The organism is Staphylococcus sp. Z5-21, from assembly GCF_056529615.1.
The window spans coordinates 2,245,401-2,262,817 of the sequence record NZ_CP096462.1 but is presented as its reverse complement, the minus strand read 5'-3'; the positions used below and the strand labels follow the sequence as shown (position 1 = coordinate 2,262,817).

Annotated in this window: 22 protein-coding genes; 16 read left to right on the top strand and 6 right to left on the bottom strand. The window is 33.6% G+C overall.

The annotated features are described in order from the left end of the window. Window positions 1-18 precede the first annotated feature (18 nt). Complete coding sequence (locus M1D64_RS11320) at window positions 19-585, top strand: NADPH-dependent FMN reductase (protein ID WP_129303461.1); 567 nt, start codon at window positions 19-21, stop codon at window positions 583-585. Window positions 586-658: 73 nt separating this feature from the next. Here the strand turns inward: M1D64_RS11320 and M1D64_RS11315 are convergent, their stop codons facing one another. The 4 genes from M1D64_RS11315 to M1D64_RS11300 all read right to left on the bottom strand — a co-directional run bounded on the left by M1D64_RS11315 (window position 659) and on the right by M1D64_RS11300 (window position 3,360). After that, a complete protein-coding gene (locus M1D64_RS11315; protein ID WP_069825691.1) occupies window positions 659-997 on the bottom strand; it encodes a transcriptional regulator, SarA/Rot family in 339 nt (112 codons plus the stop codon). Window positions 998-1,423: 426 nt separating this feature from the next. Further along, window positions 1,424-2,302 (bottom strand): GTP cyclohydrolase FolE2, encoded by an 879-nt coding sequence (gene folE2 / locus M1D64_RS11310; RefSeq protein ID WP_129303462.1) that lies wholly within the window; start codon window positions 2,300-2,302, stop codon window positions 1,424-1,426. Between the two features lie 14 nt (window positions 2,303-2,316). Further along, the gene (gene bshB2, locus M1D64_RS11305; RefSeq protein WP_002484092.1) at window positions 2,317-2,982 is read right to left on the bottom strand and encodes a bacillithiol biosynthesis deacetylase BshB2; all 666 of its coding nucleotides are present in this window, start codon (window positions 2,980-2,982) and stop codon (window positions 2,317-2,319) included. 12 nt (window positions 2,983-2,994) lie between these two features. Then, window positions 2,995-3,360, bottom strand: a complete 366-nt coding sequence (locus M1D64_RS11300; RefSeq protein ID WP_164971903.1) for a YojF family protein — start codon at window positions 3,358-3,360, stop codon at window positions 2,995-2,997. Between the two features lie 371 nt (window positions 3,361-3,731). On the opposite strand from M1D64_RS11300, the gene nagB reads away from it, so the two are divergent. The 11 genes from nagB (at window position 3,732) to M1D64_RS11245 (ending at window position 13,532) form a co-directional block, all read left to right on the top strand. Further along, window positions 3,732-4,460, top strand: coding sequence for a glucosamine-6-phosphate deaminase (nagB, locus tag M1D64_RS11295; RefSeq protein WP_037539056.1), 729 nt, complete (start codon window positions 3,732-3,734; stop codon window positions 4,458-4,460). Window positions 4,461-4,579: 119 nt separating this feature from the next. Continuing rightward, window positions 4,580-5,212 carry a 3-hexulose-6-phosphate synthase gene (gene hxlA, locus M1D64_RS11290; protein ID WP_037539054.1) on the top strand — a complete coding sequence of 211 codons (633 nt, stop codon included), beginning with the start codon at window positions 4,580-4,582 and terminating at the stop codon, window positions 5,210-5,212. Between the two features lies 1 nt (window position 5,213). After that, window positions 5,214-5,762 carry a 6-phospho-3-hexuloisomerase gene (hxlB, locus tag M1D64_RS11285; protein ID WP_002484088.1) on the top strand — a complete coding sequence of 183 codons (549 nt, stop codon included), beginning with the start codon at window positions 5,214-5,216 and terminating at the stop codon, window positions 5,760-5,762. 380 nt (window positions 5,763-6,142) lie between these two features. Next, the gene (locus tag M1D64_RS11280) at window positions 6,143-7,507 is read left to right on the top strand and encodes an AMP-binding protein (RefSeq protein WP_081324751.1); all 1,365 of its coding nucleotides are present in this window, start codon (window positions 6,143-6,145) and stop codon (window positions 7,505-7,507) included. A 3-nt stretch (window positions 7,508-7,510) separates the two neighbouring features. Continuing rightward, window positions 7,511-8,653: a thiolase family protein gene (locus M1D64_RS11275; protein ID WP_002484086.1), complete on the top strand. Its 1,143-nt coding sequence runs from the start codon at window positions 7,511-7,513 to the stop codon at window positions 8,651-8,653. Then, entirely contained in the window at window positions 8,625-8,987 is a 363-nt protein-coding gene (locus M1D64_RS11270; RefSeq protein ID WP_037539051.1) for a hypothetical protein, read from the top strand. Before M1D64_RS11275 ends, M1D64_RS11270 begins: the two co-directional genes overlap by 29 nt. A gap of 1 nt (window position 8,988) precedes the next feature. Continuing rightward, on the top strand, window positions 8,989-9,252 hold the full coding sequence (locus M1D64_RS11265; RefSeq protein ID WP_041079776.1) for a hypothetical protein: 264 nt from the start codon (window positions 8,989-8,991) through the stop codon (window positions 9,250-9,252). A 189-nt stretch (window positions 9,253-9,441) separates the two neighbouring features. After that, window positions 9,442-10,854, top strand: a complete 1,413-nt coding sequence (locus M1D64_RS11260) for an MFS transporter (RefSeq protein ID WP_075339814.1) — start codon at window positions 9,442-9,444, stop codon at window positions 10,852-10,854. Window positions 10,855-11,074: 220 nt separating this feature from the next. After that, window positions 11,075-11,497, top strand: a complete 423-nt coding sequence (locus M1D64_RS11255; RefSeq protein ID WP_041079775.1) for a MarR family winged helix-turn-helix transcriptional regulator — start codon at window positions 11,075-11,077, stop codon at window positions 11,495-11,497. Window positions 11,498-11,606: 109 nt separating this feature from the next. Next, complete coding sequence (locus M1D64_RS11250; protein ID WP_480977486.1) at window positions 11,607-12,962, top strand: MATE family efflux transporter; 1,356 nt, start codon at window positions 11,607-11,609, stop codon at window positions 12,960-12,962. A gap of 123 nt (window positions 12,963-13,085) precedes the next feature. Further along, entirely contained in the window at window positions 13,086-13,532 is a 447-nt protein-coding gene (locus tag M1D64_RS11245; protein WP_002484081.1) for an ASCH domain-containing protein, read from the top strand. A 254-nt stretch (window positions 13,533-13,786) separates the two neighbouring features. Here the strand turns inward: M1D64_RS11245 and vraX are convergent, their stop codons facing one another. After that, entirely contained in the window at window positions 13,787-13,957 is a 171-nt protein-coding gene (vraX, locus tag M1D64_RS11240) for a C1q-binding complement inhibitor VraX (RefSeq protein ID WP_002484080.1), read from the bottom strand. 291 nt (window positions 13,958-14,248) lie between these two features. On the opposite strand from vraX, the gene isaB reads away from it, so the two are divergent. Further along, on the top strand, window positions 14,249-14,758 hold the full coding sequence (isaB, locus tag M1D64_RS11235) for an immunodominant staphylococcal antigen IsaB family protein (RefSeq protein WP_002484079.1): 510 nt from the start codon (window positions 14,249-14,251) through the stop codon (window positions 14,756-14,758). 72 nt (window positions 14,759-14,830) lie between these two features. Here isaB and thiD read toward each other — a convergent pair whose 3' ends face one another. Further along, window positions 14,831-15,661, bottom strand: coding sequence for a bifunctional hydroxymethylpyrimidine kinase/phosphomethylpyrimidine kinase (thiD, locus tag M1D64_RS11230; RefSeq protein WP_002484078.1), 831 nt, complete (start codon window positions 15,659-15,661; stop codon window positions 14,831-14,833). A 323-nt stretch (window positions 15,662-15,984) separates the two neighbouring features. Here thiD and M1D64_RS11225 point away from each other — a divergent pair, with 323 nt between their 5' ends. From M1D64_RS11225 to M1D64_RS11215, 3 genes are read left to right on the top strand one after another with little or no spacing between them, the layout of a single operon-like run. Then, window positions 15,985-16,641, top strand: a complete 657-nt coding sequence (locus tag M1D64_RS11225) for a uracil-DNA glycosylase (protein WP_002484077.1) — start codon at window positions 15,985-15,987, stop codon at window positions 16,639-16,641. A gap of 2 nt (window positions 16,642-16,643) precedes the next feature. Then, the gene (locus M1D64_RS11220) at window positions 16,644-17,009 is read left to right on the top strand and encodes a DUF5327 family protein (protein ID WP_002484076.1); all 366 of its coding nucleotides are present in this window, start codon (window positions 16,644-16,646) and stop codon (window positions 17,007-17,009) included. Window positions 17,010-17,045: 36 nt separating this feature from the next. After that, window positions 17,046-17,408: a DUF423 domain-containing protein gene (locus M1D64_RS11215; protein ID WP_002484075.1), complete on the top strand. Its 363-nt coding sequence runs from the start codon at window positions 17,046-17,048 to the stop codon at window positions 17,406-17,408. Window positions 17,409-17,417 lie beyond the last annotated feature (9 nt).

The window sequence follows — 17,417 nt, the reverse complement described above, 5'->3', positions numbered from 1 at the left end:
TATGAGGTGAAGTAATAAATGAAAGGTTTAATTATAGTTGGTAGTGCTAAAGTGGGGTCACATACAATAGCACTATCTCAATATTTGAAAGGTCATTTTGAAGAACATGACTTTGATGTTGAAATTTTTGATTTGGCGGAGCAACCTATCCACCAACTTGATGTTTCTGGAGCATCTAATCCAAGTGAAAGTTATAAAAATAATTTACAAACATTAAAAACTAAAGCAAGAGAAGCTGATTTTTTCGTACTAGGTAGTCCTAATTATCACGGTTCTTACTCAGGTATTTTAAAAAATGCTTTAGACCATTTAACAATGGATGATTTTAAAATGAAACCAGTAGGATTAATAGGTAATAGTGGTGGTATTGTCAGTTCTGAACCATTGTCACACTTACGTTTAATTGTACGTTCGTTATTAGGTATTGCAGTACCTACACAAATTGCTACACATGATACGGATTTTAAAAAATTAGATGATGGTACATATTATTTAGCTAATGAAGAATTTCAATTACGTGCGCGTTTATTTGTAGATCAAATTATTTCATTTGTAAAAAACAGTCCATATGAACATTTAAAATAAGCCAGTTCAATAAGCAAGAAAGAAGCGCTTATAGGTTATCTATCAGATATAGGTAATCTATAGGCGCTTTTGATTAACTGTTTGTTTTTAAGATATTAGAAACAATCGAATGATACTGTCGTATAATTTTAGTGATTTTGTCAAAATCAATACTATGTAAATAGATACGTCGTTCATCATGTTCATGGCGTGATTTTGTAAATAAACCGAAGTTACTCAGGTTATTTATTTGAATCGAAATCGGTGTATTGTCAATGTTTAAATGTCTTTTAAGTTCTACTGCATCAATTTTGTCTTTATTTAAGTATTTCAATTGTTCTAAAATAATAATTTCTAAAAATGTTAAACCTAAATCTTTCTTGATTGCCTTTTTTATGATGTTTCTGTTTTTTTCATATAAAATTGTATTCATATCTAACCTCTCATTTCTTTTTAAACCCGCTAATGAATGTATAGAGTCATAACGCATTTGCTTTCATAAGTAATTTTAGGAAAATGGATTAGTTTTCCTAGAAAAGGAGATGCCATGTTTGGTCATAATCCATTTTATTATTATCAACAATTTGTATGATTAAATTGAGATAGAAATACTGCCATAATAATTTTAATATGTAAATTGTCTATAGAACATCAGCGAAATTTAATTATTAATATCTATTGTTTTAATATTAATAGATTATTGCAAAATTTAGGGTGTAAATTTTAGCATAACACATTAAAATTTTACTTTGATAAAAATTGAGATGAATTTAGAATGAAAATAAATTAAATGAAAAATGACAAAAAAGCATATGCGCAACCGAATCAAGAGGGTTACACATATGCTAAGTCATAATGATTATTTTCTATATTTTAATTTTGCGAATGCATCGTGTTGATGAATAGATTCTTCATTACGGCATTCAATATCGAAGCCATCGAGCCAATCAAAATCGACTAAATCTGCTGCGATTAAGCGAATGAGGTCTTCAACAAATCTAGGATTTTCATATGCACGTTCCGTTACGCTCTTTTCATCCGGTCTTTTCAAGATAGGGTATAATATAGAGCTTGCATTGGCTTCCATGGCATCTAAAATCACATCTTTGTAATTATCAATCAGCTCAATGTCTTTATTAATGTATGCCTTCACAGTTACAATACCACGTTGATTGTGTGCAGAATATTCACTGATTTCCTTAGAGCAAGGACATAGTGTCGTTACCGCTGCTTCAATCGTAATTTCTTTACGTGTCACATTTTGTTTATCAACTGCTAAACCATAAGTGACGTCCGCATGTCCAACTGCTTTAATTTGTGTTATTGGGCTAAAACGGTCAAAAAACCATTTTGCTGATACGTCTAATCCTGCAGCATTTTGATTCATACGTTCTTGTAGGCTGCGTAATAATTGGTATAGTGCATCAAAATCTAATTCAATACCGTTATGGTAATGTTTTTCAACACTTTCTAAAATACGGCTCATGTTAATCCCTTTTTCGTCTAGGTTTAAACTAGTTGAAAAGCTAAAATTACCAGCAGTCTGGAAACGATCAACAAGTACTGGATAAACCAGATTCTTAATACCGACTTCTTCTATTTCAAATAAGAAGTTTTTATGGGTGCTTTGTAAATCTTTCATTTCTTCTTTTATTGTTGGTTTCGTACCTTCTATTGGGTCGACGGATCCAAAATGTTTCCAACGACCTTCACGTGTAGATAAGTCAAATTCTGTCATGCTATTGCCTCCACTTAAGATTCAAAGTTATAAGTCCAATAAGGTTCTACTTCTAAGAAACTTTGTGCTTCTCCAGATACTTCAGGTGTGGCTAATTGTTTTAAAAAAGGACCTGTCTGAGATGAATGGGCTTCAAATGCGCGAAGTTTTACCTCTTTATAATCACTGATCTCATTTAGTATATCAGGGGCACCTAGTTTTTCTGGTGCATCATTACTAAATGCTACGAGTTGTAAACGTGGTCTTTCAGATGCTGGCATGCGACCAACTGTTCTAACGACAGCCTCTGCAGTCGCTTCATGGTCTGGGTGCACAGCAAATTGCGGGTAGAATGAGATGATAACAGATGGGTGTAATTCATCGATTAGCGATTGAACCATTGCGTCCATCTCATCATGGGGTTCGAATTCCACCGTTTTATCTCTTAATCCCATTTTACGCAAGTCAGTTATGCCTATGGCTTCCATTGCGTTTTCTAATTCTTTTTCACGAATATCCGGAAGTGTTTCGCGTGTTGCAAAAGGCGGATTACCTAAATTACGGCCCATTTGACCTAATGTTAAACATGCATACGTAACCGGTACGCCATGATCAATATATCGTGCTAATGTGCCTGCAGATGAGAATGACTCATCATCTGGATGCGGAAAAATGACTAATACTTGGCTTTCCTCTGACATGGTATGCCCTCCTTACGCTTTAAATGGTGTTGTACTGATTTCTAAGGCAGCGGCTAATTGTCCTTCATAATTAAATCCAGCTAATAGAAATTCATCATTTTCATTGACTTCGAAATGCGTTAATCCTTGTACATAAACCCAACCATTATCTTTTAGTTTGAGTCCAACACGATAAGGGTCTTTGTTACCACCTTTGAGTTGCGCATGTTCATAAGTAACTTGAATATTTCTTAAAAAAGTACCGGCATTAAATACGCGTTGGTCGAAGTGGGTAGCATATGCACCATTTGTCGTTTCAACGTGAAGGTATACAGGTTTATGCTCATATGATGAAAGTAAAGTTTGTACTTTGTCATAATCGATCTCTTCCAAATTCATTGCCTCCTTGCTTTCAGAACCTAATTTTACAAAATTCATTTATTGAAATCATTTTTCGGTATCGTATTCATTAATAAATCAGTCCATATCTTAGTGTAAACCGACTTTTATACATTTTCTACCTGAAAAGTAAATTTTATAGATAAGATTGTATTTTTTGATTATCTTTCCATTCTACTAAAAAGTACATCATAAATGTATCTCTATGCTCAATAAATCGTAAGTATTTTATAATTTTTTGTTAAGTATGATGTAGGAATTCGATTTCTGTCAAAAATAAGATAATCACGTATAATAAGTAAGTGTAAGTATATGTAAGTATATGGATAGATTAGAGTCGTTTTGTATTTATTTACGGGGAGGGCACGTATATGAAAATAACAAATCTTGGTACAAGCGGATATGCTTCATTTTATGTGGCGTGTGAATTATATAAACAAATGAGCCAACAAAATCATAGTAAATTAGGACTAGCTACAGGTGGCACGATGGTAGACGTATATCGTTTTTTGGTGCAATTATTAAGAAAAAACAAATTAGATGTTAGTGAAATTGAAACGTTTAATTTGGATGAATACGTCGGACTCGATGCACAGCATGAGCAAAGTTACCATACTTATATGAATGAGATGCTATTTAAACAATATCCTTATTTTAATCCATCATTACTTCATATACCAAACGGGAATGCCGACAATTTAAACGATGAAACGAAACGCTATGAACAATTGATTAATCAAAAAGGTCCAGTAGATATTCAAATTCTAGGTATTGGTGAAAATGGTCATATTGGTTTTAATGAACCAGGCACAGATATTAATAGCGCAACGCATGTCGTTGATTTAACAGAAAGTACAATTAATGCAAATAGTCGTTATTTCGATAACGAAGTAGATGTGCCCAAACAAGCAGTTTCTATGGGATTATCTACCATATTAAAAGCGCATAGAATTATTTTATTAGCTTTTGGTGAGAAAAAAAGAGCTGCTATTGAAAAATTAGCAGAAAATGAAGTGAACAGCGATGTGCCCGCTACGATATTACATGCACATCCAAATGTAGAAATATATGTTGATGACGAAGCGGCACCTCGATTATAGAAATTCGTTTTAAATTTTATGAAACGGGTAGACATTTTAAGTAAATGATTTTAATGAGTAATCAGTAAGTTTAGCCATGTTATGGCTTTGATAATTTAATTCAAGAAGGGATGATCATTTTGGAATTACAACTAGCAATTGATTTATTAAATAAAGAAGAAGCGGCAGAGCTTGCAAATAAAGTAAAAGATTATGTAGATATCGTAGAAATTGGTACACCTATTGTGATTAACGAAGGTTTACCAGCAGTACAATATCTAAACGATAATATTGATGGCGTAAAAGTTTTAGCAGATTTAAAAATTATGGACGCAGCAGATTATGAAGTAAGCCAAGCAGTTAAATTTGGTGCTGATGTAGTAACAATCTTAGGTGTTGCTGAAGATGCATCTATCAAAGGTGCAATTGAAGAGGCGCATAAAAATGGCAAAGAGCTATTAGTGGATATGATTGCAGTACAAGATTTACAAAAACGTGCTAAAGAATTAGATGAATTAGGTGCAGATTATATCGCTGTACACACTGGCTATGATTTACAAGCTGAAGGTGAATCACCATTAGAAAGCTTACGCCAAGTTAAATCAGTTATTAATAATTCTAAGGTAGCTGTTATTGGTGGTATCAAACCAGATACAATTAAAGAGGTTGTAGCAGAAGAACCAGATTTAGTTGTCGTAGGTGGCGGTATTGCTAATGCAGATGATCCAGTAGCAGCTGCAAAAGCATGTAAAGATGCGATTGAAGGCAGATAATATGACTGAAATTACAAATTATCGATTAATTTTAGATGAATTAGACCATACACTATCGCATGTCAGAGATAATGAGGCGGAAGCTTTTTTAGCACAAGTAGTCAAAGCGAATCAAGTCTTTGTAGCGGGTAAAGGTCGCTCTGGATTTGTAGCGAATAGTTTTGCTATGCGTTTAAATCAATTAGGCAAATATGCGCATGTGGTCGGAGAGTCAACAACACCATCGATTACGAAAGATGATTTATTTGTTGTTATTTCTGGCTCTGGTTCTACAGAGCACTTGCGTATCTTAACTGAAAAGGCTAAAAGTGTTGGAGCTGAAGTTGTATTACTAACGACAAGTCCTAATTCAGCGATTGGTAAACTTGCAAATGCAGTGATTGAGTTACCAGCTGGCACGAAATATGATGCTGAGGGATCAACGCAACCTTTAGGTAGTCTTTTTGAACAGGCATCACAGATATTATTAGATAGTATTGTTTTAGATTTAATGTCTGAACTGAACGTGGATGAAGAAACAATGCAACAAAATCACGCTAATTTAGAATAATTGAGTAGCGATTAAACATTTAAGCAGTGTTGCTTAGATTTTCGAGAGTCGACAAAGTTATAAATGCTTTGTCGACTTTTTTATGCTCAGGTTTAAACAATTTTTAATTACTATTTTGTATTTAATCGTTTTGCAAGTTAGTGACACAAATGCAACGGTTTAGAGTGGTTATTTTAGGTTGATTACCAAAATGGGATGACTCCCCATAATTAATGAAATGTAATTCGAATATTGACTTATCATTACCCAAATGAACGCTTAATTGAGGTGAAAATGGAAAATATAAGTTCATATTTACCACAAGGAAAGATTCATGCTATTTAGCAGTTTTAATGTTAACATATTTGTTGTGAAGGTTAACAAATAGTGGGGGAATCATAGTGGAATTATTAAAGAAAATGGATGATTATGCGAAAAAACAACCCAATCAATATGCTTTAGACTTTGGACGAGATAAACAAACGTATGCAGGGTTAGTACAAAATATGAAATGGTATAAACAACAGTTTCAGCATATACCACAATATAGTTATGTGGGGTTACTAATTGAAGATCCTTTAACCACCATAGAATTATATTTAACCATGCTTCATCATCAATGTATTCCTTGTATATTGGACTATCGTTGGTCAGAAGAACAGATTAAAACACTGATAGATCATTATGGCATCCCATTTTTAATAAATAGTGAATTAGAAGTGATAAAAACGCAAAATGAACAGGGACAACTCAAGTGGCACGAAGATGTATTACATATTGGCTTTACTTCTGGAACGACAGGTTTGCCTAAAGCTTATTATAGAAATGAATTATCTTGGATATATTCTTATGAAGAAACAGAAAAATTAATGAAAACTGAAATAGATACTATGATTGCACCTGGCCCCTTGTCACATTCATTATCTTTATTTGTGTGTGTCTTTGCGCTATACACAGGACGAACGTTTATTGGACAACAGCAATTTGATGCTCAGACATTAGCGGACATGATGCAAAATGATCATACAATCCATCATTGTGCTTTGTTTGTAGTTCCAACAATGTTAGATGCCTATGTATCTGGACAATTGGAAATACAACAAATTAAATATATTTTTTCTACTGGTGATAAATTACCTTATAGTTTGAGAAATCGTGTTGCTACGCATTTTCCTTATGCAACGTTAATAGAATTCTTTGGAACATCGGAAGCAAGTTTTATAAGTTATAACTATGATAATGAAGCCCCTAGCCATTCGGTGGGTAAGCTATTTCCAAATGTGAAAATTGATCTTGAGCAGCCTGACGACAAAGGTATTGGTAAATTAAAAGTTAAGAGTAACATGGTCTTTAGTGGATATGTTGATGATGCACATCAAAGTGATTGTTGGATAGGCATAGGTGATTTTGCATCTATGGATGCCCATAACTATCTATATTTACACGGTCGTGAGCATGACCGCATGATTATTGGTGGGAGAAATGTTTATCCAATAGAGGTTGAACGTGCTGTACAAGATTTCGAAAGTTTTCATGAGGTTTTAGTGATTAGTACACCGCATACAAAATTTGGAGAAATTGCTGTTTTATTATATACAGGCACAGAACACGTGACTTACAGCGAACTAAGAGCATTTTTATCGAAGCGATTAGCGAGATATCAAATACCTTCCAAACTGTTAAAAATAGAAAAAATGGAACATACCCAAAGTGGGAAAATTGCACGTGAAACTATGAAACAGCGTTATATGAAAGGAGCACTTTAAACTATGACAGAAGTTGTTATTGTGGCTGCGAAACGTACGGCATTTGGTAAATATGGCGGTTCATTAAAACATTTGGAACCTGAAGCATTATTAAAACCATTATTTCGTCATTTAACTGAAACCTATTCAGAAGCGATGGCTCATATTGATGATGTAATCCTTGGAAATGTAGTAGGTAATGGTGGAAATATTGCTAGAAAAGCTTTGCTTGAAGCAGGGTTAAGTGAACATATACCAGGTTTAACGATAGATAGACAGTGTGGTTCAGGATTAGAAGCGGTCATTCATGCATGTAGAATGATACAAGCGGGTGCAGGTCATATTTATATTGCAGGTGGTGTAGAAAGTACGAGTAGAGCACCATGGAAAATTAAAAGGCCACAATCGGTTTATGATACACATTTACCGGAATTCTTTGAACGTGCTTCGTTTGCACCAGATGGACAAGACCCATCAATGATTGAAGCAGCAGAAAATGTTGCTAAAACCTATGGAATTACAAGAGAAGAACAAGATCAATATGCTTTAAATAGTCATAAAAAAACAATAGAAGCCTATGAAAACAATATCATTCAACAAGAAATTATAAATTTAAGTGCTAAAGGTGAAATATTTAATAGAGATGATAGCATCAAAGAAAGATTAAACGTACGTACATTAAGTCGCTTAAAACCTTTATTGTCAGAGGGGACAGTTACTGCTGGAAATTGTTGTATGAAAAATGATGGGGCAGTATTACTTATGATTATGGATAAAAAAACTGCTTTAGCACATAAATTTAAGGAAGGCTTAATATTTAAAGATAGCATTACAATAGGTGTAGAACCGACATTGCTGGGTATGGGTCCAGTACTTGCAGTTTCTAAGTTACTTCGCAAAAACAAGATGACGATAGAAGACATCAACGCAATAGAATTAAATGAAGCATTCGCGTCTCAAGTAGTAGCCAGTCAAAGATGTTTGGATATTCCAGCACATAAGTTGAACAAATATGGTGGTGCTATTGCTACTGGTCATCCGTATGGTGCAAGTGGGGCTGCACTTGTAACTCGCTTATTTCACATGAAAAATGATAAACGTACTATTGCAACAATGGGTATTGGAGGAGGAATGGGCAATGCAGCCTTATTTGAAAGATGGTTATGAGACAAAAGTAATCATATTTAATGCTGAAGCAGTACGGCAATATAATGCGTTTTTTAATATTTCGGAAGAAGATGTCGTTCAACCACTTTATTGCGCCAAGTTATGGCCCGAATTTACGTTATTTCAACCGTTTCAAAAAAAAGAAATCATACTTAGAGAAACCCAAGTTACTCAAATACACGATATAAAGGTGAATATACACTATTTAGCACAAATGTGCGTGATAGAGCAGAAAAAGGTACGCCAATTTATGAAATATGTCTTGGAATTGCAAATTTATAAAAATAAATCTAAATGTATAACTATCAGACAAACGTTTATGGAGAAATTTTAAAATGTTAAGTATAAACGCTAAAGAAATAAACACCTATTTAAAATTAATCAATGACCAAAATCCGATTCATGCACATATTGTACCTGGACAAATGATTGTGCAAATGGCACTTCAAAGTCAACGATTACAGTGGACATCATATCGCGTTAAATACATTGAAACTGTTGGTATAAATGAGTTGATACAATTCCAAATGATTTCCGAAAGTATCGTAGTTATTTTAAATCAACATGATGAAACCCTAATTAAAATAATTAAAGTTTAAAAAAATAATCCATTAATTTTAGTTTTATTTATTTGTAAAAATCAAATGCATATGATGAATTTTTGCAATCATCAATATACATTTTTTGTATAAATATGATTTAGAAATCCTTTGTAAAACTTAATTCAATTTGACAATATTAATTAACTACGTATAATTATATAACATGTTAAGGGAGTGGACACATTCATGGATTATGAAAAGGATTTTGATAAAAGTAATATAAATAAGGTTGATCCTAAAGCAGCTAAAAAAACTGTGTTTGCCACAGGTATCGGAAACGCGATGGAATGGTTTGACTTTGGTTTGTATTCTTATTTAGCGGTCATACTAGGGCAAAATTTTTTCAGTTCGGTTGAAAATGATCAACTCAAGACTATTTTTACATTTGCGACATTTGCGATTGCATTTTTACTTAGACCCGTTGGTGGTATTATCTTCGGTATGATTGGAGATAAATATGGTCGGAAAGTCGTATTAACGACAACTATTATTATGATGGCGTTCTCAACGTTACTCATTGGATTATTACCTACATACGATCAAATTGGCGTTTGGGCACCGATATTACTCTTACTAGGTAGGGTATTACAAGGTTTCTCAACTGGTGGAGAGTACGCAGGTGCTATGGTTTATGTAGCAGAATCATCACCAGATAGAAAACGAAATACATTAGGTTGTGGCTTAGAAATCGGTACATTATCCGGTTATATTGCAGCGTCTGTTTTAAGTGGACTATTATTCTTCTTCTTAAGTGATGACCAAATGGCAACATGGGGTTGGAGAATTCCATTTATCTTAGGTTTATTCTTAGGTATATTTGGTTTTTATTTAAGAAGAAAATTAGAAGAGTCACCTGTTTATGAAAATGAACTTGCATCGAAACCGAAGAGAGATAATATTGGTTTCTTAACAATTGTCAGATACTACTATAAAGACATCATTGTTTGTTTTGTGGCAGTTGCGTTCTTTAACTGTACAAACTATATGTTAACTTCATATATGCCATCATATTTACAAGAAATTGTGAAATTAGATAGTACAACAGTATCCGTATTAATTACTGTAGTCATGGCAGTGATGATTCCATTAGCATTAATGTTTGGACGCGTTGCAGATAGAATCGGTGAGAAGAAAGTATTCTTAATTGGTCTTATCGGTACAGCTGTATTGAGTATTGGTGCCTTTGCATTAATTCAAACAACAACAATTATCTTTGTAATCGTTGGTATCTTCGTTTTAGGTTTCTTCTTATCAACTTACGAAGCAACGATGCCAGGTTCTTTACCTACAATGTTCTATACGCATATAAGATATAGAACACTAGCAGTAACATTTAATGTATCTGTATCACTATTTGGTGGTACAACGCCATTAATTGCATCATCACTTGTAGCGAAGACAGGAGATCCATTATCTCCAGCATATTATCTAACAGCAGTAAGTATTGTTGGTATTATCGTTATCTCATTATTACATGTAAGTACCTCTGGTAAATCACTTAAAGGTTCTTATCCTAATGTTGAAAGTGATGAAGAGTACGAGTATTATGCCAATAATCCTGATAAAGCAATGTGGTGGGCAAAAGACAAACGTGTTTAATTAAATAAATATTTTTAAATTAAAAAATTGAATTTTAAGCTGTCATCAAGTTTAGCGACTTTATGGCAGCTTTTTTGTATAAATGCCGCTTGAGTCAATATTTTTAAATCAAAGTGATGATAGTATTGTTCTTAAATTAAAAAATATCAAAATAACAATTGACACTAGAAAAAAACAGTGTATTATTATCGTTAGATATCTAATTAAATGAGGTGCTTGTTTGGAACAGTCATATGGATATTTATTTAGAATGATAAGCCATGAGATGAAACGCAAGGCAGATCAGCGTTTGAAAATGTATGATATTACAAACGAACAAGGTCACGCGCTAGGTTACTTGTATGCACACCAAGCGGATGGACTTACACAGAACGACATTGTGAATGCCTTACAACGTAAAGGTTCAACAGTAAGTAATTTACTTAAGAACTTAGAAAGTAAGAAGCTCATATACCGTTATGTAGACGCGGATGATACTAGGCGAAAAAATTTAGGTCTAACTGCATCAGGTAGGAAATTAGTTGAAGGGTTTACAGGTGTATTTGACGAGATTGAAGCACTCATGTGTGCGCAGTTATCAGAAGCAGAGAATGAAACAATGAAACAAAATCTATCTAAAATGCTTAGCAGTTTAGAAGATTAGTTACTATAAGTGGCTGTTATAAATTGAAAAATTAACAGCCACCATATTTTTGAATATATAGTTAGATATCTAATTATTAGGTGTCTAAATAAAAAGGAGTAATATAGAAATGAAAGACGAACAGTTATATTATTTTGAAAAATCTTCAGTATTTAAAGCGATGATGCATTTTTCAATTCCTATGATGATAGGAAGTTTATTAAGTGTAATTTATGGTATTTTAAACATTTATTTTATTGGATTTTTAGGTGATAGTCACATGATATCAGCCATTTCACTCACTTTACCTATATTTGCAGTGTTAATGGGTTTAGGTAATTTATTTGGTATCGGTGGAGGAACTTATATTTCCCGGTTATTAGGTGCGAAAGATTATGTGAAAACGAAATTTGTGAGTAGTTTTTCTATTTATGGCGGCCTTATATTAGGAGTTATTGTTATTTTAATGACTATTTTCGCTACTGAACAAATTGCTCATTTATTAGGTGCACGTGGTGAAACACTTGGTTTTACAAGTGCATATTTAAAAGTAATGTTCCTAAGCGCACCATTTGTCATATTGTTCTTTATCTTAGAACAATTCGCTCGATCCATTGGTGCACCAATTATCTCAATGATTGGTATGTTGGCTAGTGTGGTTTTGAATATCATTTTAGATCCTATTTTAATATTTGGTTTTGATTTAAATGTAGTAGGTGCTGCTTTAGGTACAGCTATTTCAAACGTTGTTGCGTCGCTATTTTTTATCATTTATTTTTTGAGAAAAAGTGACATAATTACAATGAGTTTGAACTATGTAAGACCGACGAAAGAAATATTAGTAGAAATTTTTAAAGTAGGCTTTCCAGCATTTCTAATGAGTATTTTAATGGGCGTTACAGGATTAGTTTTAAATTTATTTTTAGCTGGCTATGATAACTTTGCCATTGCGGGTTATGGTATTTCATTTAGATTAGTACAGTTTCCTGAATTGATTATTATGGGGCTATGTGAAGGTGTAGTGCCATTAATTGCTTACAATTTTATGTCTGATAAAGCACGTATGAAAAATATTATTAAAGTCGTAATTATGACAATCGTTGTGATTTTTGCAGTGTGCATGGTCATTGTGTTTACGACAGGTCATCAATTGATAGGTATTTTCTCTAATGATGCGGCTAGTGGAGGAATGGCGACATTTATGTTGAAAGTAACAATCACCTCATTATTATTAAATGGCATTGGTTTCTTATTTACTGGTATGTTGCAAGCGACTGGTCAAGGACGTGGTGCAACGATCATGGCTATTTTACAAGGTGTAGTCATTATCCCAGTTCTATTTGTATTGAATGGATTATTCGGTTTAACTGGCATCGTATGGTCATTATTAATTGCAGAAACAATTTGTGCTTTGGCTGCGATGCTCATTGTTTACTTATTACGAGATAGATTGACAGTAGATAAAGCAGAATTATTAGAAGGTTAATCTTTCTAATTTAATATAATAATACAAAAATCTTTGTACATTCAAAATGTCTGCGCGAAGATTTTTTCGTTTTGTGTTATTTTTAAATAGTAACGAACTATTTATAAATATGGGGGATTTTATATGGCTTTGACAGTAGAGCAGTATTGGCGCAAATTTATTGAAGCATTTCCAAAATACAAAGGTGTACAATTTGAAGCATGGTCTTTTGGTGTTGATGAAGATGAATTAGCTAATTTAGTAAAACAAGGTGAAAAAACAGCAACAACCAGTGGTTATGAGACATACAAAGTAGAAGGTGAACCGCTACCGGAAGTAGGAGATGTCAGTGTTGTATTAAATGAGAAAGGTCATCCACAATGTGTGATTGAGACGACACGTGTATACCAAACGCCGTTCAATGAGGTGACAGAACATCATGCTTTCTTGGAAGGTGAAGGAGATAAATCGTTAACATATTGGCGTGAAGCGCACACAGCATTCTTTAAACCGTATTATGAATCATTAGAAATCGATTTTAATGAAACTTCAATGATGGTTTGTGAAGAGTTTAAGCTACTGTATGTATAAAAAGAGTGGTACATCAGTTAGAACTGCTTCGAGGTTGCTCTCCAAGCAAACAAAGGGGACAATCTTTGTCTAACTGTGTACCACTTAGGGTGTGTGTTTATAGGGATGTGTTATTCAAAGTATGTTTAAGGGGACAACTTAGACATACTTTTTTTAATTTCATATTTCTTAATAAGGGGAGTTAATTGTATATCGTTTCTTCTAATTTCAATTTATTGCATCTTCTGTGTTGTCTTCGATGAGTCGAAAATAACTTAATAACTTAATTTCATGTTATCAACATCATTTTCTAGTAGAGAGAGTAACTTATATAATTCATTCGTGTTGAAGCTTTCATCGAACTTAACAGAAATCGTTTTGAAAGTCTTGGTGATAATTTCATATATTGGGTTACCATTTTCAAAAGCCTGTTTGTAGATAATCATGTTGAGTTTCCCTCCTTCATCTCTCTACACTACATATAATAATAGAAATTCATGCGAAATACATGAGTCTACAGTATCAACTTTTTATCAGTCTAACGTCGTATAACATCAGAAAGGCTGATGTAAAGCGTTTTCTGATGATTTGTTAGACAATTACAAAAGTTAGGTTATCTAATAATCAAAATAATAAATCGTATATTTAGTTTAAATTTGCACTTTTAGTAATGTTTCTGTAACATTGTAATCGAATCGTAATTTGATTCAAAAAATCTTTAAATGGAGTGATACCAAATGAATAAGATAGCAAAGACTTTTGTAGCTGGTAGCATTGTATTTGGGACTGCATTAGGCATAAGCGTTTCTAATGAAGGTGTATCACAAACCGAAGCACAAGCAGCAACGACGCAACCTTGGTATGAGTATAGTGGTTATACTTCAAAAGGTGGGGATTTTGTACTAGATCAATCATTTTATAATGGTTTAAAAGCAGGTAATGTTGAATTTAATGGTATTAAAGTGAATAGTCAATATACTTCTGATACAGCGACTAAAACAATATATGATCAAACATTCCAACAAATTAATGGAAATAAAGCGAATAGTGTAACTTTTGATATACAAAATAAAGCAGTAAGTTTTAAAGATATACGTGTGCAATATGGTCAAAATTATGAATATCAAGAACCCATGAATGGTGAGAAAAAAGCAAGTGGCGATGGCTTATACGGATATGATGTAGGCAAAGGTCATATTGTATTTTATGTAAGTAATGGTTACGTGAAAAGTGCAACGCTCTCATAACCCATAAATAGAATTTGGAATATAAAAGCCCATCGTTAACATTACAAGTTAACGATGGGCTTTTTAAATTATTTAAACTTCTGTCACTTCTACGTCTATGTGTTCAACACGATTATAGGCACCGTGGTCTACTGGACCGACAAAGTCATTCATTTTCCAACCGTTCTTAATTGCAGAGGCAACAAATGCTTTAGCTGCGATAACGGCTTCTCTCGGTGATTTGCCATTTGCTAAATAAGCTGTAGTAGCGGCAGCAAATGTACAACCAGCACCGTGGTTATAACTTTGTTGGAACATGTCTGTTGTTAATTGATAGAATTTTTGACCATCATAGTATAAGTCATAAGATTTATCTTGATCTAATGCTTTGCCACCTTTAATGATAACGTGCTTAGCACCTTGCTCATGAATTACTTCAGCAGCTTTTTTCATATCTTCAATTGATTTTAATGTTCCTAAATTAGCGAGTTGACCAGCTTCAAATAAATTTGGTGTGACCACTGTCGCTTTTGGTAGTAAGTATTCAATCATAGCGTCCGTATTTCCTGGGTTAAGTACTTCATTTTCCCCTTTACATACCATGACTGGGTCTACGACAAAATAATCTGCGCCAGATTCAACATAGGCGTCGCCAGCACGTTTAATGATTTCTTGTGTACCTAGCATACCTGTTTTAACAGCATCTGGACCAATGGAAATCGCCGTTTCTAATTGTTTTTCGAATACATCAAATGGAATCGGTGTTACATCATGTGACCATGATTTTTTATCCATCGTGACGATTGAAGTTAGGGCTACAATACCGTATGTGCCTAGCTCTTGGAAAGTTTTTAAGTCGGCTTGCATGCCAGCACCAGCACTTGTATCTGAACCGGCAATTGTTAATGTTTTTTTCAATGCCATGGAATTTCACTCCTAAATATCTTTTGCATATATCATACCACGTTTGTCGAGTATTCTAAATAAAGGAAGTTTGTAGTGAAGTTAAATTTATCACTATTGAAAAAAGATATTATTATAGAAGTAATTGGACTAATAATCTCGATGTCGAGAAAGTAACGAATAAAAGATTACCTGAGCTAAAGCGCAAACGGTCTAAGAACATATGAACTAAAGTTCATACGTAAGTGGTACTAAACTTGCTTAAAGCAAGAAGTTCCACTAATAATTTTTGCGAAGCAAAAAAGTAGTGCTTTATGTTATTATATCAATGAGGTGAGAGGTATATGGAATGGTCGGATGTTTTTCATGAAATAACTACGCGACATGATTTTGCTGCAATGCATGATTTTTTAGAAAAAGAGTATACTACAGAAATTGTTTATCCAGATAGAAAAAATATTTATCAAGCCTTTGATCTAACGCCATTTGAACAAGTGAAGGTGGTTATATTAGGGCAAGATCCTTATCATGGACCGAACCAGGCACATGGTTTAGCATTTTCTGTGCAACCAGATGCGAAATTTCCGCCCTCTTTAAGAAATATGTATAAAGAACTGCAAGATGATGTGGGATGTATTAGAAAATCGCCGCATTTGCAAGATTGGGCACGCGAAGGTGTATTGTTATTAAATACTGTGTTGACAGTACGACAAGGTGAAGCACATTCACATAAAAATGTTGGGTGGGAAACGTTTACCGATGAAGTAATACAAGCTGTATCAGAACATTTAACACACGTTGTGTTTATATTATGGGGAAAACCCGCACAACAAAAAATTAAATTAATCGATACATCGAAACACCATATTATTCAATCACCACATCCAAGTCCATTGTCAGCGTATAGAGGATTCTTTGGTTCTAAGCCTTATTCGCAAGCAAATACATATCTACAAGCCAATGGTAAACAACCCGTGAATTGGTGCGAGAGTGAGGTTTAAAAATGGAAAAAGATAAAATTATTCAATTAATTGAACAAGAATTAGTACAAGCAGATGAAGCAAATAGTAACGCAGAATTTGAAAAGCATATTTATGCGATTCATACGTTAACGTCATTAGTGAGTGACAGTTCATCTAATAAGAAAGTATATAGTGACAACAGTTTTAATGTGTCTTCTTCTTTTAAAGCGTCTAAGTCACAGAATGTCTCATCTAAGCAGGGTGTATCTGAGGATGAGATTCGCGCAATGGGTGGAAAAGTATCAGGTGTTTCTTCATCTAATACAAGCACAAATTCATCACTTACTGCGAATAAATTAGTAACAGATGATGAAATAGGCAATGGTGATTCCATTTTTGATTTTTAAATAATTTTAAATAGTAAAGGATATGAATAGATCATGATGAAAGTGTTTATTATTTTAGGCGCATTAAATGCAATGATGGCTGTAGGTACCGGTGCGTTTGGTGCACATGGATTAGAAAATAAGCTGTCTGCAAAATATTTATCAGTATGGGAAAAAGCAACAACTTATCAAATGTATCATGGGCTTGGATTACTAGCCATAGGTATTATTAGTGGTACAACTTCGATCAATGTAAATTGGGCGGGTTGGTTACTTTTCTTTGGAATTGTATTTTTCAGTGGTTCTTTATATATCTTAGCGTTAACACAAATTCGCATACTAGGTGCAATTACACCTATTGGTGGCGTACTGTTTATTGTAGGTTGGTTAATGTTAGTGATAGGTACGTTTAAAATATAAATTTATAAT